The organism is Kitasatospora sp. UYEF31 (assembly GCF_057291755.1).
In genome coordinates this window covers 121,082-144,955 of the sequence record NZ_JBXAWK010000008.1, presented here as the reverse complement: position 1 = coordinate 144,955, position 23,874 = coordinate 121,082, and the positions used below count along the sequence as shown (strand labels likewise).

General features: G+C 69.7%; 20 protein-coding genes, 1 tRNA gene and 1 pseudogene. 7 read left to right on the top strand and 15 right to left on the bottom strand.

Going from position 1 to position 23,874, the window contains the following annotated elements; translation table 11 throughout:
• Positions 1-248 precede the first annotated feature (248 nt).
• The gene (locus AC0Z36_RS06470) at positions 249-425 is read left to right on the top strand and encodes a hypothetical protein (protein ID WP_485461720.1); all 177 of its coding nucleotides are present in this window, start codon (positions 249-251) and stop codon (positions 423-425) included.
• An 87-nt stretch (positions 426-512) separates the two neighbouring features.
• Here AC0Z36_RS06470 and malQ read toward each other — a convergent pair whose 3' ends face one another.
• Positions 513-2,678, bottom strand: a complete 2,166-nt coding sequence (gene malQ, locus AC0Z36_RS06465) for a 4-alpha-glucanotransferase (protein ID WP_485461719.1) — start codon at positions 2,676-2,678, stop codon at positions 513-515.
• Positions 2,679-3,009: 331 nt separating this feature from the next.
• A pseudogene (locus tag AC0Z36_RS06460) lies at positions 3,010-3,513 on the bottom strand (HNH endonuclease); the annotation flags it as partial.
• 247 nt (positions 3,514-3,760) lie between these two features.
• Between AC0Z36_RS06460 and AC0Z36_RS06455 the strand changes: the two are divergent.
• From AC0Z36_RS06455 to AC0Z36_RS06445, 3 genes are all read left to right on the top strand, one after another.
• Positions 3,761-5,830 carry a prolyl oligopeptidase family serine peptidase gene (locus AC0Z36_RS06455; RefSeq protein WP_485461718.1) on the top strand — a complete coding sequence of 690 codons (2,070 nt, stop codon included), beginning with the start codon at positions 3,761-3,763 and terminating at the stop codon, positions 5,828-5,830.
• Between the two features lie 154 nt (positions 5,831-5,984).
• On the top strand, positions 5,985-7,013 hold the full coding sequence (locus tag AC0Z36_RS06450; RefSeq protein ID WP_485461717.1) for a mechanosensitive ion channel family protein: 1,029 nt from the start codon (positions 5,985-5,987) through the stop codon (positions 7,011-7,013).
• A 65-nt stretch (positions 7,014-7,078) separates the two neighbouring features.
• Entirely contained in the window at positions 7,079-7,489 is a 411-nt protein-coding gene (locus tag AC0Z36_RS06445; protein WP_485461716.1) for a globin, read from the top strand.
• A 398-nt stretch (positions 7,490-7,887) separates the two neighbouring features.
• On the opposite strand, the gene AC0Z36_RS06440 is transcribed toward AC0Z36_RS06445, so the two are convergent.
• The 8 genes from AC0Z36_RS06440 to AC0Z36_RS06405 form a co-directional block, all read right to left on the bottom strand.
• Positions 7,888-10,023: an MMPL family transporter gene (locus AC0Z36_RS06440; RefSeq protein WP_485461715.1), complete on the bottom strand. Its 2,136-nt coding sequence runs from the start codon at positions 10,021-10,023 to the stop codon at positions 7,888-7,890.
• 210 nt (positions 10,024-10,233) lie between these two features.
• A complete protein-coding gene (locus AC0Z36_RS06435; protein WP_485461714.1) occupies positions 10,234-10,953 on the bottom strand; it encodes a DUF8185 domain-containing protein in 720 nt (239 codons plus the stop codon).
• Positions 10,950-11,363: an acyl-CoA thioesterase gene (locus AC0Z36_RS06430; protein WP_485461713.1), complete on the bottom strand. Its 414-nt coding sequence runs from the start codon at positions 11,361-11,363 to the stop codon at positions 10,950-10,952. The genes AC0Z36_RS06435 and AC0Z36_RS06430 overlap by 4 nt, the downstream gene beginning before the upstream one ends.
• Before the next feature lie 162 nt (positions 11,364-11,525).
• Complete coding sequence (gene ettA, locus AC0Z36_RS06425) at positions 11,526-13,190, bottom strand: energy-dependent translational throttle protein EttA (protein ID WP_485461712.1); 1,665 nt, start codon at positions 13,188-13,190, stop codon at positions 11,526-11,528.
• A 263-nt stretch (positions 13,191-13,453) separates the two neighbouring features.
• Complete coding sequence (locus AC0Z36_RS06420; protein ID WP_485461711.1) at positions 13,454-14,398, bottom strand: single-stranded DNA-binding protein; 945 nt, start codon at positions 14,396-14,398, stop codon at positions 13,454-13,456.
• A gap of 226 nt (positions 14,399-14,624) precedes the next feature.
• The gene (locus AC0Z36_RS06415; protein WP_485461710.1) at positions 14,625-16,682 is read right to left on the bottom strand and encodes a GTPase; all 2,058 of its coding nucleotides are present in this window, start codon (positions 16,680-16,682) and stop codon (positions 14,625-14,627) included.
• A gap of 65 nt (positions 16,683-16,747) precedes the next feature.
• Entirely contained in the window at positions 16,748-18,541 is a 1,794-nt protein-coding gene (locus AC0Z36_RS06410) for an ATP-binding protein (RefSeq protein ID WP_485461709.1), read from the bottom strand.
• 144 nt (positions 18,542-18,685) lie between these two features.
• Positions 18,686-19,759 carry a Gfo/Idh/MocA family protein gene (locus tag AC0Z36_RS06405; RefSeq protein WP_485461708.1) on the bottom strand — a complete coding sequence of 358 codons (1,074 nt, stop codon included), beginning with the start codon at positions 19,757-19,759 and terminating at the stop codon, positions 18,686-18,688.
• 291 nt (positions 19,760-20,050) lie between these two features.
• Here AC0Z36_RS06405 and AC0Z36_RS06400 point away from each other — a divergent pair.
• A tRNA-Arg gene (locus AC0Z36_RS06400) sits at positions 20,051-20,123 on the top strand.
• Positions 20,124-20,237: 114 nt separating this feature from the next.
• Here the strand turns inward: AC0Z36_RS06400 and AC0Z36_RS06395 are convergent.
• Positions 20,238-20,516: a hypothetical protein gene (locus AC0Z36_RS06395; RefSeq protein ID WP_485461707.1), complete on the bottom strand. Its 279-nt coding sequence runs from the start codon at positions 20,514-20,516 to the stop codon at positions 20,238-20,240.
• 17 nt (positions 20,517-20,533) lie between these two features.
• Here AC0Z36_RS06395 and AC0Z36_RS06390 point away from each other — a divergent pair, with 17 nt between their 5' ends.
• Both AC0Z36_RS06390 and AC0Z36_RS06385 read left to right on the top strand, forming a co-directional pair.
• Positions 20,534-21,151 (top strand): hypothetical protein, encoded by a 618-nt coding sequence (locus AC0Z36_RS06390; protein WP_485461706.1) that lies wholly within the window; start codon positions 20,534-20,536, stop codon positions 21,149-21,151.
• 146 nt (positions 21,152-21,297) lie between these two features.
• Entirely contained in the window at positions 21,298-21,486 is a 189-nt protein-coding gene (locus AC0Z36_RS06385) for a hypothetical protein (protein ID WP_485461705.1), read from the top strand.
• A 66-nt stretch (positions 21,487-21,552) separates the two neighbouring features.
• On the opposite strand, the gene AC0Z36_RS06380 is transcribed toward AC0Z36_RS06385, so the two are convergent.
• The 4 genes from AC0Z36_RS06380 to AC0Z36_RS06365 form a co-directional block, all read right to left on the bottom strand.
• The gene (locus AC0Z36_RS06380; RefSeq protein WP_485461704.1) at positions 21,553-22,083 is read right to left on the bottom strand and encodes a hypothetical protein; all 531 of its coding nucleotides are present in this window, start codon (positions 22,081-22,083) and stop codon (positions 21,553-21,555) included.
• Entirely contained in the window at positions 22,080-23,018 is a 939-nt protein-coding gene (locus AC0Z36_RS06375; protein ID WP_485461703.1) for a hypothetical protein, read from the bottom strand. Before AC0Z36_RS06375 ends, AC0Z36_RS06380 begins: the two co-directional genes overlap by 4 nt.
• Positions 23,015-23,446, bottom strand: a complete 432-nt coding sequence (locus tag AC0Z36_RS06370) for a hypothetical protein (protein ID WP_485461702.1) — start codon at positions 23,444-23,446, stop codon at positions 23,015-23,017. The genes AC0Z36_RS06375 and AC0Z36_RS06370 overlap by 4 nt, the downstream gene beginning before the upstream one ends.
• Before the next feature lie 89 nt (positions 23,447-23,535).
• Entirely contained in the window at positions 23,536-23,784 is a 249-nt protein-coding gene (locus AC0Z36_RS06365) for a hypothetical protein (RefSeq protein ID WP_485461701.1), read from the bottom strand.
• Positions 23,785-23,874 lie beyond the last annotated feature (90 nt).

The window sequence follows — 23,874 nt, the reverse complement described above, 5'->3', positions numbered from 1 at the left end:
TTGTTGGGGGGGGCGGGGGGGGGGGGGGCCGGGGGGGGGGGGCCCCCCCCCCGGGCGCCGGCCCGGGGGGGGGGGGGGGGGGGGGGCCGCCCCCGGGGGGGGGGGCCCCCCCCGCGGCCCGGAGCGCACGCTCCGACCCGCCGTAAAAACAGAACCCCGGGAGGCGGCTGCGCGGTACAAGCCGGTACGGTTCGAGGGTGAACAGGAACTCTTTGCGCGCAGGCACCGTCGCAGCTGTAATCACGCTGATGACAGCCATCTCGTCCCCGGCATTCGCCCTGATCCACGATGACGGTCAGGACCCGGGCCCGAGCCAGAGCCTCGGCGAGACCCTCGGGCTTTTTGTGGGCATCCCGCTGGTCGTCTTCCTGGTGATCGTCGGCATCGCCGTGGTCACGGACAAGAAGAAGCCCAAGCAGAACTGACGCCTCGGCGCCGCTGCCTGCGGAGCAGCCGTACGGATGACGTCCGTACGGCTGCTTTTGCGTGCTCACGGACAACCGCGCCGGGTGTTAACGGAACACCTTGGCCAGGGACGCGAAACGCGGGTCCGCCGCCAGATCCTCAAGGCGTACGGGTTTTCCCTCAGCGTCGGTGACCTGCATGCGCCAGTTGGGGTACTGCGCGCCGGTCGTCCCCGGCAGGTTCTGCGGGCGCCGGTCGCCGAGCGCGTCCGGGAGCCACACCCCGAGCATCCGGCACGGTGTGCGCAGGAGCAGCCGGTGCAGCGCCTCGACCTGTTCGCGCTCCCCCGCCCCTGGCCGCAGCAGGCCCAGGCGCTGGAGCAGGCTCAGCCACGCCTGCTTGTCCGCGGCGTCCTCGGCGCGTTCGAGCTGCGGGTCACGGGCCAGCAGGTCGAGGCGTTCGTACAGGTCCAGGTGGTCCCCGGCGAGCCGGGCCGCGGTGGTCGGCAGGTCGTGGGTGGTGACGGAGGCGAGGGTCCCGGCCCGCCACTTCTCCGGCTCGACGGGCGCGCCGTCGGCGTCCCGTTCGAACCACAGGACGCTGGTGCCCAGGATGCCGCGTTCGGCCAGGTAGTCGCGGACCCACGGTTCGACGGTGCCGAGGTCCTCGCCGATGACCACGGCTCCGGCGCGGTGTGCCTCCAGGGCCAGGATGCCGACCATCGCCTCGTGGTCGTAGCGCACGTACGCGCCGTCGGCGGGGCTGTTGCCCGCCGGCACCCACCAGAAGCGGAACAGGCCGAGCACGTGGTCGATGCGGACCGCCCCGGCGTGCCGGAAGACCGCCCGCAGGAGGTCGCGGTAGGGCGCGTAGCCGGCTTCGGCGAGCCGGACGGGGTGCCACGGCGGCTGGGACCAGTCCTGGCCGCGCGGGTTCATCGCGTCCGGCGGGGCGCCGCCGGTGGCGCCGAGTGCCAGCACGCCCTGCGCGCCGAGGATCCACGCGTCGGCGCCGTCCGGGTGCACCCCGACGGCCAGGTCGTGCACGATGCCGATGGACATCCCGGCCTCCACCCCGTGCCGCTGGGCGGCGGCCAGTTGGCCGTCCAGGGTCCACTGGCACCAGCGGTGGAAGTCGACCATGTTGCGCAGCCGCCGTCCCTCGGCGGCGACCGCGTCGGAGTCCGGGTCGTGCAGCTCCGGCGGCCAGTCGTGCCAGGACGCGCCGTGCACCTCGGTCAGCGCGCACCACGTGGCGAACTTCTCCAGCCACTCGCCCTCGCGGGCGAGGAAGGCTTCGTACTCCGCCTGCCGGCCGAGGCTGCGGGGGACTTTGTGCACAAGCAGCAGCGCCGCGCGTTTTGCCTTCCGTACGGCGTCCCGGTCGAGCAACTCGCCCCCGGGGGTGGCGTCGGCGCGCAGTTCCTCGGCCACCGCCTTCTCCAACGGGGTCAGGTAGGCGAACTCAGGGACGGCTTCGACCCTGGCGTACATCGGGTCGGAGAACCGGCGGCTGACCGGGAGGTACGGGGAGGGTTCGACCGGCGGGACCGGGGAGGCCGCGTGCAGCGGGTTGATCAGGGTGAAGTCGGCGCCGTACGTCCGTGCGGACCAGATCGCCAGGTCGGCGAGGTCGGCGAGGTCGCCGATACCCCAGGAACGGCGTGACGGCAGTGCGTACAGGTGCGCCATGAGGCCCCAGGAGCGCTCGGGCGGCGGGTCGAGGCGGGCCGGGGTGACGGCCAGCGGGCACGCTGCCGCGCACTCGGGGAAGTCCTGCGCCACCGTGCCGCCGGACCCCATCGGGACGCCGACGGCGGCCACGCACCGCAGGTGCAGCGTGTGCCAGCCCAGCGGCAGGTCGTCGGGGATTGTGTACGCCAGCTCCCGCACCCGCAGGCCGTCGTGCTGGACGGGGTCCGCGGAGGGGGTGCGGCCGACGAGGTCGCGGCGTACCCCGCCGTCCTCCAGTTCGATCCGCAGTTCGAGAAGTGCGCCGACGGGCGCGTGCACGGTGAACACGGCGGTGCGCCCGGATCGGGTCACGACGACCGGGGGCAGCATGCGGCGTCGGCTGTGCTCGCGGGCCCGCAGGGCCTCCTGGACCTTGCCTGGTGTCGACGCGTCGACGCCGAGCGCGCGCAGCACCGCGACCACGGTGCCGGGGCGGGCGTCGACGTTTCCGCCGCGCCACCCTTCGTACTGCGTGGCGACGCAGTGCGCAGCCGCCAGAGCGGCCAGATCAGCCGGGATCTCCCCCGTGGTGTCGTCCATTGCGTGAGCATCCCATCCGGTGACAGAGGGCACACGGTTCATGACCCAACTCGTGGCCAGACCCCGCGCCCCGGCTCATCGCCCGACCCGTGCCCCGGCTCATGACGGTGCGGGGGCCCGCCTCCTGGAGGAGGCGGGCCCCCGCAGACACAAGAGCGGCGGCGGATCCCGTACGGGTCCGTCGCCGCTAAGCACTCCGCGCCTGGTCCACCGGCATGTTCTGAGGCATGCGGGCGGTGTGCGAGCTATGGGCGAAATGCTCGTGCCGGTCGTGATGACGGAACGGCTCATGCCGGTCCGCCCGCTCTACGGCATGGGCGGCGAACTCGTAGTCGTGTGCCCCGTACGGGGCGAGGTATGGCTCCCAGCGCGGATCGCGGAAACCGGTGCCGATGATCCGCCACGCCAGCCCGGTGGGCGGCGCGGGCGTGCGGCGCATCGGCCAGCCGAGGTCTGTGAGGTACCGGTCGGCCTTGACGTGGTTGCAGCGGCGGCAGGCCGAGACGACGTTGTCCCAGGCGTGCTGCCCGCCGCGGCTGCGGGGGATGACGTGGTCGATGCTGGTCGCCGCCTTGCCGCAGTAGACGCAGCGGCCCCCGTCCCGCGCGAACAGCGCCCGCCGGGTGAGCGGGACCTGGTCGCGGAAGGGGATGCGGACGAACCGGGTCAGGCGGACGACGCTGGGCACCGGGAGGGAGACGGTGGCGGAGCGCAGGATGCTGCCCGCCTCCTCCAGGCAGTCCGCCTTGTGGTTGAGGACGAGGATGAGTGCGCGCCGAACCGGCACTACACACAAGGGCTCGTACGACGCGTTGAGGATCAACGAATGCGGCACGTGTGCCTCCTTTGGCGTCTGCGGCACGTGGCTCGGGCCGGGACGATCGCATTCAGTGTCCCCGCATTGATGCCCGGTTCGCCACTAAGAATCTCCGGACGGTCCCGCCTGATTACCTGGGAATACGGCTTTTTCGGATCCTCCTGGCTTTTCCGGCATTACCCCCTGCGGGTGGCACGTGTGTACGGCGCGCACTCGCTCGAAGAAACGCTCCTCCTTTCCGGCCGGTCGCCTTAAGGTGCACGTCATGACGCTGCAACGACCTGTACCGGTCTATCCCCCGGCCCCGCGCGAGGACGTCGCGGGCCCCGCGCCCGATCCGTACCGCTGGCTTGAGGACTCGCGGTCACCGCGGACCCTTGCCTGGTCTGCGGCGCAGGCGGCGCTGTTCCAGGAGCAGCAGGCCGGCTGGCCGGGCCGGGAGGCGTACGGCGCCCGGCTGACGGAACTGCTGTCCGCGGGCATGGTGGGCGTCCCGGTCTGGCGCGGGGCACACCGGTTCTTCGTCCGGCGCGCTCCGGACCAGGAGCACGCGGTGCTGCTGACCGTCGGCCCGGACGGGGCCGAACGGGTGCTCCTCGACCCGATGACCCTGGACCCGGCGGGCACCACCACGCTGGACGGCTGGCAGCCGTCGCTCGAAGGCGACCGGCTGGCGTACGAGATCTCCCGGGGCGGCGACGAGGAAGCCGAGTTGTACGTCCTGGACGTGGCGTCCGGCGAACTGGTCGAGGGCCCCATCGACCGGGAGCGCAGCACGTCTGTGGCGTGGCTGCCCGGCGGCGGCGCGTTCTTCCACGTGCGCCGGCTGGCCCCGGGCCTGGTCCCGGCCGGTGAGGAGATGCACCACCGCAGGGTCTACCTGCACCGGGTGGGCACGGACCCGGACGTCGCGGACGTCGCGATCATGGGCACGGGCCTGGACCCGACCACTTACTTCGGGGTGACGGTCAGCCCCGACGGGCGCTGGCTCGTCATCGGGGCCTCGCGCGGCACCGAGCCGCGCAACGACGTGTGGATCGCGGACCTGTCGGCGGGCCCGGCCGACGCACCGGACCTGAAGGCCGTACAGCGGAGTGTGGACGCCGAGACGTACGCGATAGTGCGCGGCGGAGTGCTGTACGCGCAGACGGACCTGGACGCCCCGCGCGGCCGGCTGTGCGTCGCGGACCCGGCCGACCCGGGCCCGGAGAAGTGGCGGGACCTCGTCCCCGAGGACCCGGAGGCGGTCCTGGAGGACTTCGTGGTCCTGGACGACGTTGTCATCGTCGCCCGGACGCGGCACGCCGTCGGCGAGCTCTCCGTACACGATCTGCGGACCGGGGAGCTGCTCTCCCTCGTGCCGCCGCCCACCGCGTCGCCCGGCTCGCTCGGCGGGCTGACCGCGCACCTCACCGGCGGACACGAGGCGTGGTTCGGCTGGAGCGACTACACAACGCCCGGGGCGGTGTTCCGCTTCGACTCCCGGACGGGTGAGGTGTCCGCGTGGGCTTCGGCCCCGGGCAGCGCCGAGGTGCCCGAGGTCTTCGTCCGGCACGAGGAGTACACCTCACCCGACGGCACGACCGTACGGATGTTCGTCATCGCGCCCAGCGCGGCGCCCGACCGGCCCCGGCCGACCGTCCTGTACGGGTACGGCGGCTTCAACTCCACTCTCACGCCCGGCTACTCGGCCGGGGTCCTGGCCTGGGTCGCGGCCGGCGGGGTGTACGCGGTCGCCGGGCTGCGCGGCGGCAACGAGGAGGGCGAGGCGTGGCACCGGGCGGGCATGCGCGGGGCCAAGCAGAACGTCTTCGACGACTTCCACGCCGGGGCCGAGCATCTGATCCGTACGGGCAGGACCACGGCGTCCCGGCTGGCGGCCTCGGGCGGCTCCAACGGCGGCCTGCTGGTCGGCGCGGCACTGACCCAGCGGCCTGAGCTGTACGCGGCGGTGGTCTGCTCGGCACCGCTGCTCGACATGGTCAGGTACACCAGGCACGGCCTGGGGCGGCTGTGGACGGACGAGTACGGTGACCCTGACGTCCCCGCGGAGCTGGCCTGGCTGCTCGGGTACTCGCCTTACCACCACGTGCGGCCCGGCACCGCCTACCCTGCGGTGCTTTTCACGGTGTTCGACGGGGACTCCCGCGTCGATCCGCTGCACGCCCGCAAGATGTGCGCGGCGCTCCAGGACGCGACGACGGGACCGGTCGTGCTGATCCGCGCCGAGGGCGACGTCGGACACGGGGCGGCCTCCCTCTCCCGGACGATCGGGCTGATGACCGACACCGCCACGTTCCTGGCCGCGCACACAGGACTGGCGCTGGATGCTTAGCTGGGTGGCCCAGCCAGGTGCTGAGCCGGGCGCCCAGCCGGGTCCTCGGCCGGGTCCTCGGCCCGTTCCTTGGCCGGTTGCCCGGCTGGATGCTTAGTGTGGGGAGGCGGCACGCCGCAGCGCAGCACTCCCCCGTACACCGAAAGGCCTGTAGTTGTTCCCCGCAGTCACCACGCACCTGTCCGGCCTCGTCGCACCGGGCGGCACCCCCTTCGCCACCGCCGCCGAGAAGGAGAAGGAGGTCTCCTCCTGGTTCGAGCGGCACGGGGACAGCCTGGTGATGACACCCTTGCGGATCCTGCTGATCATCCTGGTGGCGCTGGTCCTGCGGGCGTTGGTCCGCAAGACCATCTCGCAGTTGATCTCCCGGATGACCACCACGTCGTCCGACTCCGCCGGACGCCCGATGACCGGGTTCCTGCTGAACGCCGAGCGGCGGCGACAGCGCGCCGAGACGGTCGGTTCGGTGCTGCGTTCGATCGCGTCGTTCGTGATCCTGGGCATAGGCACGCTGACCGTGCTCGGCGAGTTCGACATCGACCTGACGCCGCTGCTCGCGTCCGCCGGGATCGCCGGTGTGGCCATCGGGTTCGGCGCGCGGAACCTGGTCACCGACTTCCTGTCCGGCATCTTCATGATCCTTGAGGACCAGTACGGGGTCGGCGACCTGGTCGACGCCGGGGCCGCCGTCGGCACCGTGGTCGAGGTGGGCCTGCGGGTCACCAAGCTGCGGGACGCCGACGGGGCCGTCTGGTACATCCGCAACGGCGAGATCAAGCGGGTCGGCAACCACAGCCAGGGCTGGGGCACCACCAAGATCGACGTCCAGGTCGGGTACAACGAGGACACCGACAAGATCCGCGACATCATCCTCACCGCGTCGGAGGACCTCGCCGACAGCGAGGAGTTCAGCGAGCTGGTGTGGGGGGCCGCCGAAGTCATCGGGATGGAATCGGTGGCGGCCGACTCGGTCGTCATGCGGATCCAGGTCAAGACGATGCCCGGACAGGAGAGCGTCGTCGCCCGCGAACTGCGGGCCCGACTCAAACACGCGTTCGACGATGCTGGGGTGCGGATCTCCGAGCCGGTCGCGGCGCCGCCGGCCACCGGCCCGGACGGCGGTGCCGCACCGGCCCCGGCCGAAGCTGCGCCGGTCGTGCCGTCGGCCGCTCCCCCGGTGTGAGCCGCGCTCACCACTCCCCGTTGGTTGCTCCGTCCGGCCCAACCGCCGTCTGCGACGATGGAGGGGTGACGCAGACCCAGAAGACCCCTGATGGGGAAGACGGCCGCACTCTGTACGAGGCGGTGGGCGGTGAGGAAACCTTCCGCAAACTCGTACACCACTTTTACCAGGGCGTACGGGAGGACCCGGTCCTCGCGCCGATGTACCCCGCGGAGGACCTCGAAGGCGCGGAGGAACGGCTGCGACTGTTCCTCATGCAGTACTGGGGCGGGCCGCGGACGTACAGCGACGAACGCGGCCACCCGCGTCTGCGGATGCGGCACGCGCCCTTCAAGGTGACCCCGGCCGCCCGCGACGCGTGGCTGCGGCTGATGTCCGACGCGATGGACACCGTCGCCCCGGCCGAACCGTGGCGCACGAAGATGCGGGAGTACCTCGTGTACGCGGCTGACTTCATGGTGAACGCGCAGGACTGACGCCGCTCCGCGAAAGTCCGCCGGGGGCCTTCCAGGTGGTCCGGCTCTCGGCGTACCCGGGCTGGATGACCGGCACCTTCGTCTACTCGGAGACGTCCGGACACTGGACTGCGCTGGCCTGCGCGGTCCGCAACTGACTGCGTCTGCTGTGACGGCGGGCCACGGCTGTGTCAGCCGCGGCCCGCCGGTGGTGCTTTGTTCGGTTGTCACCCGGGTGCCCGGCTCTCACGTGGTTGAAAACCGTACGCCTGGCGTTCTGCGCACTTGGTCTTCAGTGCTCCCGGACTTCTGCGCGCTTTGGCTTCAGTGCCCCCGGACTTCTGCGCGCTTTGGCTTCAGTGCTCCCGGACTTCTGCGCGCTTTGGCTTCAGTGCCCCCGGACTTCACTGCGCTGCCGGTCAGCTCACCGGCGCGCGTTCGTAGTCGTCGGACGACGCCCGGGGCGGTGGCACACTGCTTTCTTCCTCCGGGTGCTTGGCCAGCGCGCTCGGCCACCAGATGCGCCCGCCGATGTCCAGGTTGAGCGCCGTCACCAGGATCGACCGGACGATCATCGTGTCGAGCAGGATGCCGAACGCCACCGCGAACCCGAGCTCCGCCATGTCGACGATCGGCAGGGTGCCCAGTGCCGCGAACGTTCCGGCCAGGACCAGGCCCGCCGAGGTGATGACCCCACCGGTGGCCGCGAGCCCGATGAACGAACCGCGCCTGGTGCCGTGCTTGGCCGACTCCTCGCGAACCCGGCTCATCAGGAAGATGTTGTAGTCGACCCCGAGCGCCACCAGGAAGACGAACACGAACAGTGGGAAGCCGGGGCCGACCCCGGCGAAGCCGAAGATGTGCTCGAAGACCAGGACGCTGACGCCCAGCGACGCGGCGAACGACAGCACGACGGTGAGGATCAGCAGCACCGGGGAGAACAACGCCCGGAGCAGCATCATCAGGATGAGCAGTACGGCGACCAGCGTCATCGGGATGATGATCTTGTCGTCGTGGTCCGACGCCCGTTCGATGTCGAGGCCGACGGCGGTGTCCCCGCCGACCCCGGCCTCCGCCTGCGGCACAGCGTGTACCGCGGCCCGTACACGGTCCAACGTCTTGCGGGCGGCGTCGCTGTCGGCCGGGTCCTTCAAGGTGCCCTGGATCCAGACCAGCGAGCCCCGGACCTGGGGTTCGCCGACCGTCGGGACGATCCCGTCCACCCCGGCGAGGGCCTGCCGCAGCGGTCCGGCCGCCGCGGCGTCGCCGATCACCTCGACCGGACTGCCGGTCCCGGCCGGGAAGTACTTCGCCGCGACTTCCTGCCCGGTGATCGACTCCGGTTTGCTGATGAAGGTGTCCTTGCTCTGCAGGATCTCCGGCTTGAGGTTCAGCGCTCCGGTGGCCAGCAGACCGAGGATCAGAACAGTGCCGATCCAGACCGTACGGGGCCGCTTGCTGATCCCGCCGCCGATCCGGGACCAGACGCCGTCGGCGTCGTGCGGGTCACTGTCGAAGACCGGCCGCTTGGGCCAGAACGCCCAGCGGTCGACGATGACCAGCAGTGCCGGAAGCAGCGTCAGCATGGCCACCAGGCCCACGGCGATACCCAGGGCGCAGACAGGGCCGAGGGACTCGGTGGAGTTCATGTCCGCCGCCATCAGGCACAGCATGCCGACCGCCACAGTCGCGGAACTGGCGATGATCGCGGGGCCCGACCGCAGCAGGGCGTGCCGCATCGCCTCGTGTTTGTCCTCGTACCGGTGCAGTTCCTCCCGGTACCTGGACACCAGGAGCAGCGCGTAGTCCGTACTCGCGCCGAACACCAGGATCGTCAAGATGGCCTGGCTCTGCCCGTTGACCAGCAGCCAGCCCTGTTTGGCGAAAATGTACACCACCCCCTGCGCGGCGGTCAGCGCCACCACGGAGGAGAACAGCGGCAGCAGCCACAGGAAGGGCGACCGGTAGGTGAGCAAGAGGATGATGATGACAACACCGACGGCCGCGAACAGCAGGATGCCGTCGATTCCGGCGAACGCCTCGCTCTGGTCGGCCCCGGTGCCCGCCGGTCCGGTCGTGTAGATCTTCATTCCGGCGGCGTCCTTGCCGGTGATCTTCCGCATCTCCTTGACGGCGTCGCCGAGGTCCTCCCAGCCGCCGTCCTTGATACCGATGTTCACGACCGTCTGAGCCGCTTTGGTCTGCGGGTCGTACTGCGGGGACGCCACACCGTTCGGCGCGGTGTGTTTGACCACGCTGAAAGCCTGCGCGTCGGAAGAGATCTTCGCGCGGTCCGCGCCGGTCAGTCCCCCGGTCCGTTCGTACACCACCACCGCGGGCACGATGGCGTTGTCGCGGAATTGTTTCTGCTGCTCGATGACTTTGGTCGACTCGGCGTTACCGGGCAGCCAGGACGACACTTCGTTGTTCTGGACCGATCCCAGCTTTCCGGCGAGCATTCCGGATCCCATGAGCACAACGATCCAGACCACCAGGACGACCCACTTGCTCCGGCGCCCGCACGGCCAGGACGCGAGCGCCTTGACGCTTTCCATGTATCCCCCATGAAGCCAACATTATGTGTGGCATACCACGGAGGCATGATGTAACGGTTCCAACTGCCTGTCAAGAAAACAACCGAATGGATACCTACTGGTCGATAGGCATTCAGGAATTCATTGATTGTTTGCTCACCGAGCCGGTTCAAATCGAAGAGTTTATTAAAAATTTCGTACGGAACGCACAACCGAGGCGGCGCACTCCATTCACAAAGTGAGGACCGAGACCCCGGTCGTCGATCGCACGAAGACCGCGCCGTACAGCGCCTCCAGTCGCCGCCACGGGCCTGCCGCGGCCAGAGTGACACCCTGGGGCCCCGGGGCGCCCAGAAGACCCAGAGACTGGGCGGCGTGCGCAGCACGCAAGGGGAACTCGGTGCCCGCGAGCGGCCGGCCCCAGATCTCGTCGGCGACGCCGTCGACGGCCGTACGGGTGCGCTGATCATCCGTCAGATGGGAGATGCGGTGCCGGAATTCGCCGACGGCGGTGCCGACTTCACGGGCGACGACCGCCGCCGGGAGGGTCACCGTGTCCGCCCAGCCCGCGGTGGGCGGCAGCAGGCCGCTCCAGGCGGGGCCGACGACGGGCTTGGGGAGTTCGGGTGGCGGGGTCCCGGGGGCCTCGGCACCGGTGGTGCCGACGTCACCGTCGACGCTGGGGGCGCTGGGGGCGCCTGCGTCGAGCGCGTCGAGGAGTTGACCCGCGGAGACAGTGGCGTCCAGGAACACCGCCCGGGTCAGCGCGACACGGCGCACGGCGACAACTCCCGTACGGCCCGCCGTCCGCCCGAAGGGCGCGTGGCCGTACACCGCGAGTTCCGTGCCGTCGGCGCGCAGCCGCACGGCCGCCGTCTTGTCGTAGCGCAGCAGTCGGGCGAGGAAGTCACCGAGGCCGCCGACGGGATCATCCAGCGGAATCGAGGTCATGCCGACTCTTCGAGGAAGCCTTCGAGGTACGCCCGTTCGTCGGCGGTGAGCCGCCGTGGCCGCTGTTCGGCCAGAGAATAGGGAACGAGTACGGAGGACGCCTTGGCGTACACGTGGTCCTCGTCCTTGACCTCATAACCGAGGACGAACTTGGCAGCGCCTATCTGCGTCACCCAGGTCTCGACGCGGACCGGTTCGGGCCGCCAGACCAGCGGGTGGCGGTAGTCGATCTCGTGACGGGCGATCACCACGCCCTCGGCCAGGGTCTTGGAGCTCTCCCGCTCGCCGAGGGTGAACATCATCTCCACGCGCGCCTCCTCCAGGTAGCGGAGGTACTGCACGTTGTTGACATGTCGGTAGGCGTCCATGTCGGACCAGCGCAGGACGGCGTTGTGGATGTGCCGGGCCATGGTGTTCCCTCGGTTTTCTGCCTGTGCGGGGCACGGCCCCCGTCCTGCGGGTGCGGGACGGGGGCCGTGGTGGTGCTGGGTGGTGCTGGGTGGTGCTGTGCTGCCTGGTGTCGCGGTGTTGCTTTGACGCCTGGCGTCGCGGTGCTTCTTTGTGGCTCCCGCTCAGCCGCGGGTGAGCTTCTTGTACGTCGCGCGGTGCGGACGCGTCGAGTCCACGCCCAGGCGCTCGATCTTGTTCTTCTCGTACGACTCGAAGTTGCCCTCGAACCAGTACCAGTTGGAGTCGCCCTCGTACGCGAGGATGTGGGTCGTCACGCGGTCGAGGAACCACCGGTCGTGGGAGATGACCACAGCCGCGCCCGGGAACTCGAGCAGCGCGTTCTCGAGCGAGGACAGGGTCTCCACGTCGAGGTCGTTGGTCGGTTCGTCGAGGAGCAGCAGGTTGCCGCCCTGCTTGAGGGTCAGCGCCAGGTTGAGGCGGTTGCGCTCGCCACCGGAGAGGATGCCCGCCATCTTCTGCTGGTCCGGGCCCTTGAAGCCGAACGCGCTGACGTACGCGCGGGAGGGCACCTCGACCTGGCCGACGTGGATGTAGTCCAGGCCGTCGGAGACGACCTCCCACAGCGACTTCTTCGGGTCGATGTTGCTGCGGCTCTGGTCGACGTACGAGATCTTGGCGGTTTCGCCGATCTTGATCGTGCCGCCGTCCGGGGCCTCTTCGCCCAGGAGCATCTTGAACAGCGTCGTCTTGCCGGCGCCGTTGGGGCCGATGATGCCGACGATGCCGTTGCGCGGGAGCGTGAACGACAGGTTGTCGACCAGGACCTTCTCACCGAAGGCCTTGTTGAGCTTGTCGACCTCGATCACGATGCTGCCCAGGCGCGGGCCCGGCGGGATCTGGATCTCCTCGAAGTCCAGCTTCCGCATCTTGTCGGCCTCGGCGGCCATTTCCTCGTAGCGGGCCAGACGCGCCTTGCTCTTGACCTGACGTCCCTTGGCGTTGGAGCGGACCCACTCGAGTTCGTCCTTGAGCCGCTTGGCGCGCTTGGCGTCCTTCTGGCCCTCGACCTTGAGACGGGACTGCTTGGTCTCAAGGTAGGTCGAGTAGTTGCCTTCGTAGCCGATGGCGCGGCCGCGGTCGAGTTCGAGGATCCAGCCCGCGACGTTGTCGAGGAAGTACCGGTCGTGGGTTACGGCGACGACGGTGCCGGCGTACTTCTCCAGGTGCGCCTCCAGCCACTGGACCGACTCGGCGTCCAGGTGGTTGGTGGGCTCGTCGAGGAGCAGCAGGTCGGGGGCCTCGAGCAGCAGCTTGCACAGTGCCACGCGGCGGCGCTCACCACCGGAGAGGTTGGTGACCGCCCAGTCGCCGGGCGGGCAGCCCAGCGCGTCCATGGCCTGCTCCAGCTGGGCTTCGACGTCCCACGCGTTGGAGTGGTCGAGCTTCTCCTGAAGCACGCCCATCTCGTCGAGGAGCGCGTCGGAGTAGTCGGTGGCCATGAGCTCGGCGATCTCGTTGAACCGCGCGAGCTGCGCCATGGTCTCGCCGACACCTTCCTGGACGTTCTCCAGGACGGTCTTCGATTCGTTCAGCGGAGGCTCCTGCAGGAGCATGCCGACCGTGTAGCCCGGTGACAGGAAGGCGTCACCGTTGGAGGGCTGCTCGAGCCCCGCCATGATCTTGAGGACGGTCGACTTGCCGGCGCCGTTGGGACCGACGACACCGATCTTCGCTCCGGGAAGGAACGACAGGGTCACATCATCGAGGATGACCTTGTCGCCGTGGGCCTTGCGCGTCTTGCGCATCGTGTAGATGTACTCCGCCATAGCTCCAAGGGTATGGGCTCCGGCGACCTGTCCTGCGCGCGAGGTTCCCTATGCCCGCCGCGGACGCGTGCGACTGCTTCCGGGGGCCGTGCGGCGGCCTGCCCGATGCCTCGTCCGACCGCTCGTCCGACTGCCTGTTCGATTATTTGTTCGACGGCCTGTTCGACGGCCTGTTCGACGGCCTGCCCGAAGCCTTGTGCGGTGGTCGGACAGGCCGCCGGGCCAAGTGGGCCGGGTCAAGTGACCCGGGTCAGGCCGCCGGGTCAGGCTGCTTCAGTGCGCCCGCGCCCGCTCTCCGTCTTCTTGCGCCCGCGTCCCTTGAAGGACTCCATGACCGTCACCGGGTTGGGTGGTGTGGGGAAACCGCCGGTTCCGGTGCTTCCGGCGGTTCCGGCGATCCCGTTGGTCCCGTGCGCGGTGCCACCGGCGGCTTGGCCGTCGGGTGCGCCGTTCGTCTCTTCACCGTTCGTCTCTTCACCGTCCCCTCTGCCGGTGTCACCGAGGGGTTCGTCAGCGTTGCCTTCGTCCGGTTCGTCGGACGTTCCGGGGAACGCCTGTGCCGCCGGAGCCAGGGCCGGGGCCGGAGTGGGCGTCCGGGTCTGGAACGGCGCCTGGTCGGGCGCAGCGAACGGGTCCGGCGCCATCGGGATCCGCCACTGGTCCTCCCCAGGGGGAGCGGTGGTCTGTGCTGCCGCGATGCTGAGGTCACCCAGTCGCTCGAAGGTCGTCGTCACGGTCTGCGGAGGGCTCGCCTGATTTGTCTGTTGGGCCATCGGCTGGACTGCTTGCTGAGTTGTCTGCTGGGCTGCCTGCTGGAGCGCCTGAAGCTGTGTGCCGAACGCGGCCGCCGCCGGAGTCCGGCGGAACATGGCGACACCCCGGTTGAGGTCGTGACCGACGGACAGTGCTTCGATCTCGGCCATGGTCGACCACTGTCCGTCCTCTTTCCAGCTACGGACGCTCAGCCGGCCGGTGACCACCACCGGGTTGCCCTTCTCGACCGAATTGGCCACGTGCTCGGCCAGCCGTCGCCAGCAGGTCACCGCATAGAAGCTCGACGGGCCGTCGCCCCAGTCGTTCCGCTGCCGGTCGAACCGGCGCGGGTTGACCGCGATGCGGAAGCGGGCTCTGGGCACCCCCTGTTCCGTCGTCGTGGCCGTCACCTCGTTGACCACGTTCCCGACCAAGGTCACGTACGTCTCGTTCATCGCAGCCTCCCGGATTGCACACTGTGCTCGCTGACGCGTCGGGCCGCTGCCGACGGTCGTCATGCGGTCCCGGGAACGACGATGCCGTGGATCGGGGGCCGTGCGGGCCGATCCGGTGGCGCCTGTGGATAAGTCGGCCCTGTGGACAACGGATTACTTCGTACGGGGGATTGCGCCGGAGGTCTTCAGCGCCCCGATCTTCCGGCCCGACCGCCGCCGCACAGCCTCAGTGCGGCGGTCGGCGCTCCGCCGCCGCGAGCCTCGCCCGCGCTTCCTGGTAGCGCTCCAGTTCTGCGACCACGGGACTGACCAGATGCTCGTCCGTCGCCTCCGCCACGCGGTTGCGCAGCCCCGCACTGGTGGACTCGGAGCGCGCACGGTCCGCTGTGGCCGCCAGTGACGGGCCGAGCAGCAGCGAGACCGCCACCAGTGGCAGTCCGGCGAACACCAGCCAGCCAGGTCCTGGCACGCCGAGTGCGCGGCCGGGGAGATCAGCTCCAGCCAGGACCGCCACCGAGCCGATCAGCCCGACCAGGGTCAGCGCCATCCCCAGCCATTGGAGCGCGGCGACCGCCCGGAGGCTGCCGTCGGGTCCGCGCGGGACGGTCGGCGCGGGGGTGCCGTCCAGGGCTTTGGGCAGCGTCCGCAGGCCCGGGGCCAAGGCCTGGCGCACGCCTGCGGCCCACGGTTCGGGCAGGTCGCGGGTCAACCTGTGAGCGGCCTGGCGGACGGCGAGTTCGACCCGGTATGGCTGGACGCCGACGTCGACCGGTTCGGCCCCGGGCAGCACTGCGGGGACCGGCACGGTGGGGTGGGTCTCCCGCCGGGTGCGTCCCGTACGAAGTTTCATCGGCATCGCCGGGTGTGCCGGGCGGCGGGCCGCAGCCGCCGCCAGGGCCTCAGTGCCGGCCGCTTCGGAGACTCCGGTGACCAGGAGTTCGCGTTCAGCCTGACCAGCCGCCGCGGGTGACTTCGGCGCGGGGCTTTCGCCGCCGAACAAGGGGCGCAGGGCGGTCACCGTACGGTCGAGGTCCGCGGCGATCCGGACGACCGCGGCCCGGCGGCTGTCGACGAGGACCGCGATGGTCCGGTGCAGTTCGTCGACTCCCTGCCCCGTCAGCGCGGAGGTGGGGAGGATCCGGACGTCCGGCAGCCCGTCCACCGTCACGAGGCGGCGGACGTCCGCCAGGCAGGTGCCCACCGCGTCCGGCGGCAGCAGGTCCACCTGGTTGAGCACGACCGTCAACACCTCGCTGTGTGGGGCCAGCGGCCGCAGGTAGCGCTCATGCGCGGCGGCGTCGGCGTACTTCTGCGGGTCCAGCACCCACACCAGGTGGTCGGTGACGCCCGCCCACCGGTCCACTTCAGCCCGGTGGCCGTCCTCGACCGAATCGTGGTCCGGCAGGTCGACCAGGATCAGGCCTGACGGCATGCCGTCGGGCAGGTCGCCGTCCAGGAGGCTGTGCCGTGGCACCTGTCGGACGTGTGGCAGACCGAGCACGTCGAGGAGCGGGCGGGCCCCGTCGCGGTCCCAGGTGCACGCGACGGCGGTCGCGGTGGTGGGGCGGTGCGCTCCGGCGGCGGAGAGGTTGAGCCCGATCAGCGCGTTGAAGAGAGAGGATTTACCGCTGCCGGTGGCCCCGCCGATGGCGACGACCGTGTGTGTCCGGGCGGTGGACAGGCGCGCGTCGGCCCGGTCCAGGAGGGCGCGGGCGGGTGCCAGGTCGGCGGGACTCAGGCGTCCTTCGGCCAGGCCGATCGCGCGTTCGAGGGCGGTCAGCCGGGCGAGGAGCGCTTGGAGTTCCGGCTCGCCTAGGGCATCCGGGTTCGCAGTGGCGACCGCTCCGTGCGGAGAACTTGGAGCTCCGCCCGGGGCTGACGTCTGGGTGGGGTCCGGGTCTGATTCGGGCTTGGTTCCGGTCTTGGGCGCGGGCGCAGGAGCGGGCTCGGATTCGGCCTCAGGCGCGGTCTTGGAAGCGGTCTCGGTCCCGGTCTCAGACTCAGATTCACGCTCGGGCTCGGGCTCGGGCTCGGGCTCGGGCTCGGGCTCGGGCTCGGGCTTCAACCCAGCCTCAGGTGCAACCTTGAGCTCCGACTCGAGTTCCGCGTCGGCTCCCAGCTCCAGCTCCGGCTCCAGCTCCGGCTCCAGCTCCGGCTCCAGCTCCGGCTCCAGCTCCGGCTCCAGCTCCGGCTCCTGCTCCGGCTCCTGCTCCGGCTGGGACCTGGATCCGGAGCCGGGCTGCGGCCCGAATTTCGGCCAGGTCTCCGGCCCCGTACCAGTCACATTCAGCGCTGCTCCAGTGCCAGCTTTGTTCCCCGCACCCGTTTCGTCCTCAGCGGCCATCGGGCTCACCCTGCCTTCCGCAGTGCGGACAGTGCCTGCAGCAGGCCGTCCGCAACGGTCTCGAAGCCGGCATCGGCCATCTGGCCGCCATTTCCATCGGATCGCTCGTCGAGCCGTCCGCCGGGCTCGTCGGCGGAGCGCCCCGTCGCGGCCGCCACCCGCGACTGCTGGCGTTCCTTCTCCGTATCGAGCAGGTCGGTGACCCGGCGCCGGAGGTCCTCGCGTACGGCGCGGACCAGTTTCGGAACCGACTCCTCTGTCGGTCGCAGCGTGTGCAGGAGTCGCTCAGCCACTGCGCCTGGGCCGTTCTCGTCCTCCTCGCCCGGGTCCGCGTGCCCGGCCAGCGCGGCGACCAGCAGGGGGAGCACGAGCGGGTCGTCCGGCCCGGCGGCTCCGGCCAGCACCGAAGCGCGTTCCTGCCAGTCGCGGGCCAATGCCGCCGCGCGGGCTGGGATGTCCGCGGGGACCTCGTCCGGGCTGCACCCACCGCCCCGTGGCATGCTGCGCGGGGCCGCAGCGGCCCCACCGGGCCGCGAACTCCAGCACACCGCGGTCAGTTCCGCGCCCCGGGCAGCGGCATCGCGCAGCAGGACCTCCACCGCCGTACGCAACGATGCGAAGCCCGCCCCGACGGCGTCGCGGGGCAGCCCCAGGGCAACGACCTCCCGCCAGTGCGCCAGCGCGTCGCCGCGCAGCAGACCACCGTCCGTCAGGGCGCGGTCCGCCCACCGCTCCGCCGCCCCGTACGCACGGGTCACACAATCGCCCAGGACAGCGGCCCCGTGCTGCTGCGCACGGGTCGCGTCTGCCAACTCGGCGACCCGTACGTCCAGACTTTCGAACGTGCCACCCAGGGTGCGGCGCAACGCATCGGCGCGGATGTCCGGATCGGCCGCGCGTGCGGTCAGCCAGGCGCGGATAAGTGCGACGTCCTGCGCCCGGAGCGGAGCGGCTTGAGCGTCTTTGGGGTCCGCCTCTGAGTCCGCCTCTGAGTCCGCCTGGAGGCCCGTTTCCGGATCCGGCTTCGGATCCGGCTTCGGATCCGGCTTCGGATCCGCTTCCGCGATGGTGAACAGCGGCACACCGCCGAGCCCCGCCTCATCCAGCATCCGGCGCAGGTCCACTCGTACGGTCTCGCGGACGTGGTCCGGCACTCGGTTGAGGACCACCGCGAGTTCGACGGTCCTGGCCCTGGCCACCCGCAGCAGGTGCCAGGGGATCGCGTCCGCGTACCGGGTGGCCGTGGTGGTGAAGATCCAGAGGTCGGCCGCCCCGAGCAGCCGTACCGCCAGGTTCCGGGCATCGGACGCAGCCGACCCGATCTCCGGCGGGTCGAGCAGTGCGATCCCTTCGGGCACCTGTTCGTCGGCGCGCAGGATGAGGCCGTCCGCCGCGTCCGGATCGTCGGTGCGGGTCAGCCCGGGAAGGATCCGGTCGTCGGCGAACCGGTCCCGGTCGGCCGCGCGGTGGACCAGGACCGGGACGCGGGTGGTCGGACGCAGCACCCCGGTCCGGCTGACGTCACGGCCGACGAGGGCGTTGACCAGGGTGGAACGTCCGGAGCCGGTGGCCCCGGCCACAACGGCCAGCAGGGGTGTCCCGGGCTTGCGCAGCCGGGGCAGCACGTAGTCGTCGAGCTGATCGGCGAGTTCCGCTGCGACCCGCCGGGACTCCGCCGCACCGGGGAGGTCGAGCGGCAGCCGTACGGCGCGGACGCGGTCACGTAGCCGCGCGACGGCGACAACCCGCCCGACGCCTTCGGATGTGCCACCCGCCGGGTCGCTGCCCATGATCACCATGTGATCACAATGACAGATTAATGACCGTTTTGTGATGATAAGCAGGCAATCTTTAGCGCAATTACCGCTTTCTGAGGGATGTGAAGCCCCCAGCAGGCCCGACGCCGACTCCGTCGGGACCTCACTCAACAGCCCGCCCGGAACTCAGCCCAGCGCCACTGCCACGCCCTCCCGCGAAGACCGCTGCGCCGCCTCTATGACTTCCAGAACCGCCACCGTCTCGGCCATCGGCACCGGCGGAGCCTCCTCGCCCCGGACCGCTGCGGCGACCCGTCGGTAGAAGTCCTCGTACGCGCCGGGCAGCGTCGGCACCACCTCGGTCCGTCCTGGCTCGCCGAGCCGGCCCCAGTCCGCCTCGGGCTCCTCGCCCCATCCGGCGCCGCCGGGCACGTCGCCGTCGCGGAGTGCGGCCTCCTGCGCGTCCAGGCCGTACTTCACGTACGCCGCCTTCGACCCCAGGACCCGCATCCGCGGCCCCAGGTCGGCGGCCGTCGCGCTCATCCACAGGTGCGAGCGCACCCCACCCCGATGCGTCAGGGCGATGAAACTGTCGTCGTCCACGACCACCCCGGGGCGTACGAGGTCGAGCTCCGCGTAGACCCGCTCAGGGCGCCCGAAAAGCGCCACCGCCTGATCGATCAGGTGCGCGCCGAGGTCATACAGGATGCCGCCGAGCGCGGCGGGGTCCGCGTCTTCCTTCCAGGACTCCTTCGGCTCCGGACGCCACCGCTCGAACCGGGATTCGAACCGGTGCACCGCGCCGAGCCGCCCTTCCTCGACAAGGCTGCGGACCGTACGGAAATCGCCGTCGAAACGGCGGTTCTGGAACGCGGACAGGAAGAGCCCGGCCTTGTCCGCGATGCCCGCGAGCTCCCGCGCCTGGGCCGCCGTCCCGGCGATCGGCTTGTCGACCAGCACGTGCAGACCGGCTTCCAGCGCCGCCTGCGCCAGCGGCACGTGCAGTTTGTTCGGCACTGTCACAACTGCGAAGTCGAAGTCACCCGAACGGGCGAAAAGCTGTTCCACGTCGGCGATCACTTCGGTCGCCGGATAGCGCTCGCGTACCGCCGCCTGTCGCTCCGGGTTACCGGTGACGACCGCGGCCAGTTCGAACTCGGGCAGGGCGTCGAGGAACGGCGCGTGGAACGCGGACCCGCCCAGGCCGTAGCCGATGAGCGCGGCGCAGAGGGGAGCGCGGTCCGGATGGTTGGCAGTCATGATGTGTCGTTGCTCCTACTTCTGATGGAACGTGCGCGGGTTCCGTACCCCGCTCACAGCACGACAGGCCCCGGCGAACGCTGGGGAACCAGCTGGTCACGTTCCGACACGCCAGGGGGTGTATCCGATCACATTCCGGCCGCCTCTTGCGTCTGATCGGATAACGGAAGGGTTCCAGGCCATGAGGAACCCACTCCCGGCCCTATCCTGTTGTGCCGCGAAAGGATCGCAATGCATGATCCTTCGCATCACCCGGGTCGGCCTGCGCACACGCGTCGGCCGTGCCCGCCCGCCTCCATAGCTCAGTGGATAGAGCAGGTGCCTTCTAAGCACTTGGCCGCAGGTTCGAGTCCTGCTGGGGGCACACGGCTGTGCCAGGTGAAACGCCCCGGAGCCGGTAATGGTTCCGGGGCGTTTTCTGCTGGTCAGACCGCTTCTTGGCCCACTCCGGCCGCGTAGCGGACCACGGCCGGTCCGGTCACAACGGTTCCGGAGATGTCCGGCCGTCCCCGGCTTGGGCCGACCCTTTGTGCCTGAGCTGTGCCTGAGCCGGGCCCGAGCCGACTCCGGCCCGGCGGCCGTCCGTCATCCTCGCAAGGTCGATCCGCTTCTTGATGTCCTCGTCCTGGCCGTCGATGCGGAGTGCGTAGGTGGTGTGCAGGACGGGCACGCTGTTGCCCGCCCATGAGGCCACCGTCGCCGGTGGCACCGGAACGTTGAGCCACATCGTCAGACACGTGTGCCGAAGGTCCCTCATCCAACTCGCCCGGATACGTGCACCAGGAAGGTGGCGCCGCCGACATCGCACTTGTCCGAGCTGCCGACGAGCTTGTCCGCGCGTTCCATCTGGTCGACGCGTCGGTACGGTCCGACCGGGACGCCCCGCAGGTCTCCCGGCCCGAGCGGGAGGCCGCAGCCCGCCGGGGCAACCCGACGTCGGAGCGAGAGATGCTGCGGACGTTCGTCCGCGACAGCCGTGACCGGACCATCAGCCGCGCGGGGTTCGAGCGTCGGCTGACCGAGCTGGGCATCCTGTGGCGGGCCAACGAGTCGGCGACGACCGGCAGGATGCGCGGCTACTCGTTCTCGACGCCGGGCTGGGAGGACTCCGCCGGGGTGCAGGTGTGGGTGACCGCGTCGAAGGTGGCCAAGGACCTGAAGTGGTCTTCGTTGGAAACCCGGTTCGCGGCGAACAAGGTCAGGGCTCGTGCGCAGCGGGCGACGGCCCGCGAGGCGCAACTCGACGCTCTCGGCGACGCAGGGGAGGCCGCCCGACTGGCCGAAGCCGGGATGCCTCCGGTCGGGAGCCCGAGCGCCAGGGCGACGTCGAGGAGTACGCCGTCTTCCTGGCCCAGGAGCACGCCGAAGCCACCCCGCCAGATCGAGCGGTGAGCCGGCGGGGCAAAGACCAAAAGCGCGGATGGGAAGTCCGGGTCTCATCAGATCTAGGAACCAGTCACGGAGCCGACCGTCTCTTACTTCGCGGCCAGAGGCAGCGCTTCGTATTCCAGGTTCTCCCGTACCGTCGCGATCAACGGATGGCCTGGGCTGAGCACCCGTTCGGCGTCTTCCAGGGTGCGTTCGTACAGCGGGACGGCCCGGTCCAGGTCGCCCGCCGCCTCGTACGGGCCCGCGTCAGCGTCATGCCGTGCTCGTTGGCCCAGCGGCGTGCGTCGTTCTCGTCCGCCGCCGACGCAGTCCTGGGCGCCTGGGGACCCGACGGATAGACGCGTCCGGACGAGCAACATCCTTCACTCCGCGCACCGCATTACCAGGATTCATGACCGGAATAGTCAGTGGAAGGCGTCGAGATACACGGCGCAATTCCCGGTCGTCAGTGTTTGCACCATGACTGTGGTTTTCCAGGTACGGGTATCGGTGACGGCGGTCGTGGCGCCGGAGTTCGGGCGCCAACCGTGACTTTCGGCGAACTTGAGGGCATTGTTCTCGATACTGTTCACGGCAATCGGAACCGTGAGTTTCGCTTCTTTCAAGATAGCCGGAACAGCACTGCAGGGCGCCTTGTACGAGAGCTGCAAGAGCGTCCCCAGCATGTTGCCCTTCACGTAATAATGAACGTTAACAGCTCCGTCCGGCAGGGTGGCTCCGGTCAGCTTCAAGGACTCCTTCAGAGATATATCGCTACTCCCGGTGTCGGCACGAGAATCGTCGGGAGAAGGCGACCAGGGGTGTCGGTGGTGGAGATACAGACCCCCGATCGCCAGCCCGCTGAGGATCAGCATGCCGATCAAGAACACACCCACCAGGAAGAAGAACCTGCGAATGCCCCCTGTTTCCACAGGCTTCGTGCCAGAATCACTCATGAGGCCGGATTCGGAGCCGCATAAAATGTTGCGCTCCCCACGATGTCGAAATCGTGTGCCAGGCCGGTCTCATTGAGACGAGCCAGGTCGTTCTGTGAGATTCCTTCGATGTCGTTTCTAGGCACCCCGCCCTCGGGGTTACCCCAGTTGTATCGTTTATAGATATCGACTCGGATCTGCCCGACCGGCTGGCCATCGACCATGGCCATGGCGGCCAAGCGCGTCGCCTGATCCTTTGCGGTGGGGTCGGTCACATTGAACCCCCGTTTCGGGCCCACGTCTTCGAGGTTGACCGGTGGATTCGTGAAATAGGGCGGGATGATGTTCGAGCCCGCCGGGGTCATCGTGCCGCGGTCCGGCAGGTGGTCGGCGAAGTCTCGGATTTGCCTGGCGAACATCCGGGCGGATTCGTCGTGTTGCTCCTTCAGGCCCTTCGCGGCCCCGATGATGCGATCGAGTTCGTCCTCCGCCCGGTCCAGCGCCTGCTTCGCGACGTCATAGCGTTTGATCAAAGCTTCCCATTCCTGGTCCGACCGGCCGATAGCGTCAGTGAACTTGACGTTCACATCGGGGTTGGCCTTCGCCTGCTTGACCAGGGCCCGGGCCGTCACGGCCTGGGCCTCCAGACTCGTCCGGGAGCGCTGGTACTCCGCCAGGAGATACGACCATTCGCCAAGCGTGCGCTCGACGCCGGCCAGCGCTTGGTGCATGATCCAGACTTCCGGATAGATGTGCTGGACAGCGTCGTGGCAGGAGCCGCCGGCCAAGCCGGTCCACGCCCCGGGATCTTGCAGTGTCACCTCCAACTCCGCGCGCACGTTGCCCAGTTGCCCGGAGGCCTGGCGTACCCGTTCGACCAGCAGTCCGATCGCCGGCACCAGACCCGGCGCCGGGTCGAAGCGAAGCCCGGGAAACTCCTTCGACGCGGAGCTCATCCCAACACCTCTTGTATCCGACTCGGCGCCGGGGCCGTGGGCGGGGTGCCCGACGGTGGCGCGGACGATCCTGCGGGATCCAGGACGGAGCGAAGCGGGGAGAGTGCGGCCCTTGCCGGTGTCGGCGTGCCGCCGGCGAGCCGGGCCGTGGAGGTGGCCACATGTTGCTCGGTCACGCCGTACGCGGTCTTGGACTGGTCGACCGCGGTCCGGAATTTTCCGATCTTGCCCCGGAAATCCTTGACCCGGGTATCCCATTTTTCATTGAAGTGGTCGCATGCCTTGTCGAGATCCTCGTGCCCGGTCCGAACCGGTCCGGTCTCGTGAAGTGCGTTGAGCGCCGCATCCGTCGCGCGGGTCGAGTTGTCGAACGCGACTATCGACCTGTCTAACCATGCGAAATCGACCGAAAAGCCTTCTGCCGTCACACATCCCCCAGCTAGCACGAAGAGCCGGCTGTATCCAACCCGTCGCGGAGTGCAACTGAGCCCCCGTGCGACTTCACCTACGGCGCCGCTCACGAACTACAGCTGGCGTCATGCTGCCTGTCGTGCGGCGGCTCCAGACGCTGCCACTGCTCCTCGCGGACCTGCTCCCAGGGAATGCACGAGGCCGGGTCCGGCAGCCCGTTCTCGGCGATGTCCTCAAGAACGGCGGCGAGGGCGTCGGCACGCTCACGTTCCTGACCGGCGACAGCGCGCAGCGCTTCGGCTTCTTCGGCGGTGAGGGCGGTCCGCGCATAGGCGACGTGGTGAGGGTCGGTCATCGCTGACCCCCTTTGGGTCTCGGTCTCCTCGATGCTCTCACCACCGTGCGGCGTGCGGCGTGTGGTGCCGGATCCGGGTGACGGCCGGGG

Coding starts and splice junctions, on each gene's coding strand:
- AC0Z36_RS06470 (WP_485461720.1), top strand. CDS start 249: ATGACAGCCATCTCGTCCCCGGCATTCGCCCTGATCCACGATGACGGT.
- malQ (WP_485461719.1), bottom strand. CDS start 2,678: ATGGACGACACCACGGGGGAGATCCCGGCTGATCTGGCCGCTCTGGCG.
- AC0Z36_RS06455 (WP_485461718.1), top strand. CDS start 3,761: ATGACGCTGCAACGACCTGTACCGGTCTATCCCCCGGCCCCGCGCGAG.
- AC0Z36_RS06440 (WP_485461715.1), bottom strand. CDS start 10,023: ATGGAAAGCGTCAAGGCGCTCGCGTCCTGGCCGTGCGGGCGCCGGAGC.
- AC0Z36_RS06435 (WP_485461714.1), bottom strand. CDS start 10,953: ATGACCTCGATTCCGCTGGATGATCCCGTCGGCGGCCTCGGTGACTTC.
- AC0Z36_RS06430 (WP_485461713.1), bottom strand. CDS start 11,363: ATGGCCCGGCACATCCACAACGCCGTCCTGCGCTGGTCCGACATGGAC.
- ettA (WP_485461712.1), bottom strand. CDS start 13,190: ATGGCGGAGTACATCTACACGATGCGCAAGACGCGCAAGGCCCACGGC.
- AC0Z36_RS06420 (WP_485461711.1), bottom strand. CDS start 14,398: ATGAACGAGACGTACGTGACCTTGGTCGGGAACGTGGTCAACGAGGTG.
- AC0Z36_RS06410 (WP_485461709.1), bottom strand. CDS start 18,541: ATGGTGATCATGGGCAGCGACCCGGCGGGTGGCACATCCGAAGGCGTC.
- AC0Z36_RS06405 (WP_485461708.1), bottom strand. CDS start 19,759: ATGACTGCCAACCATCCGGACCGCGCTCCCCTCTGCGCCGCGCTCATC.
- AC0Z36_RS06395 (WP_485461707.1), bottom strand. CDS start 20,516: ATGAGGGACCTTCGGCACACGTGTCTGACGATGTGGCTCAACGTTCCG.
- AC0Z36_RS06385 (WP_485461705.1), top strand. CDS start 21,298: ATGGCCTGGGCTGAGCACCCGTTCGGCGTCTTCCAGGGTGCGTTCGTA.
- AC0Z36_RS06380 (WP_485461704.1), bottom strand. CDS start 22,083: ATGAGTGATTCTGGCACGAAGCCTGTGGAAACAGGGGGCATTCGCAGG.
- AC0Z36_RS06375 (WP_485461703.1), bottom strand. CDS start 23,018: ATGAGCTCCGCGTCGAAGGAGTTTCCCGGGCTTCGCTTCGACCCGGCG.
- AC0Z36_RS06365 (WP_485461701.1), bottom strand. CDS start 23,784: ATGACCGACCCTCACCACGTCGCCTATGCGCGGACCGCCCTCACCGCC.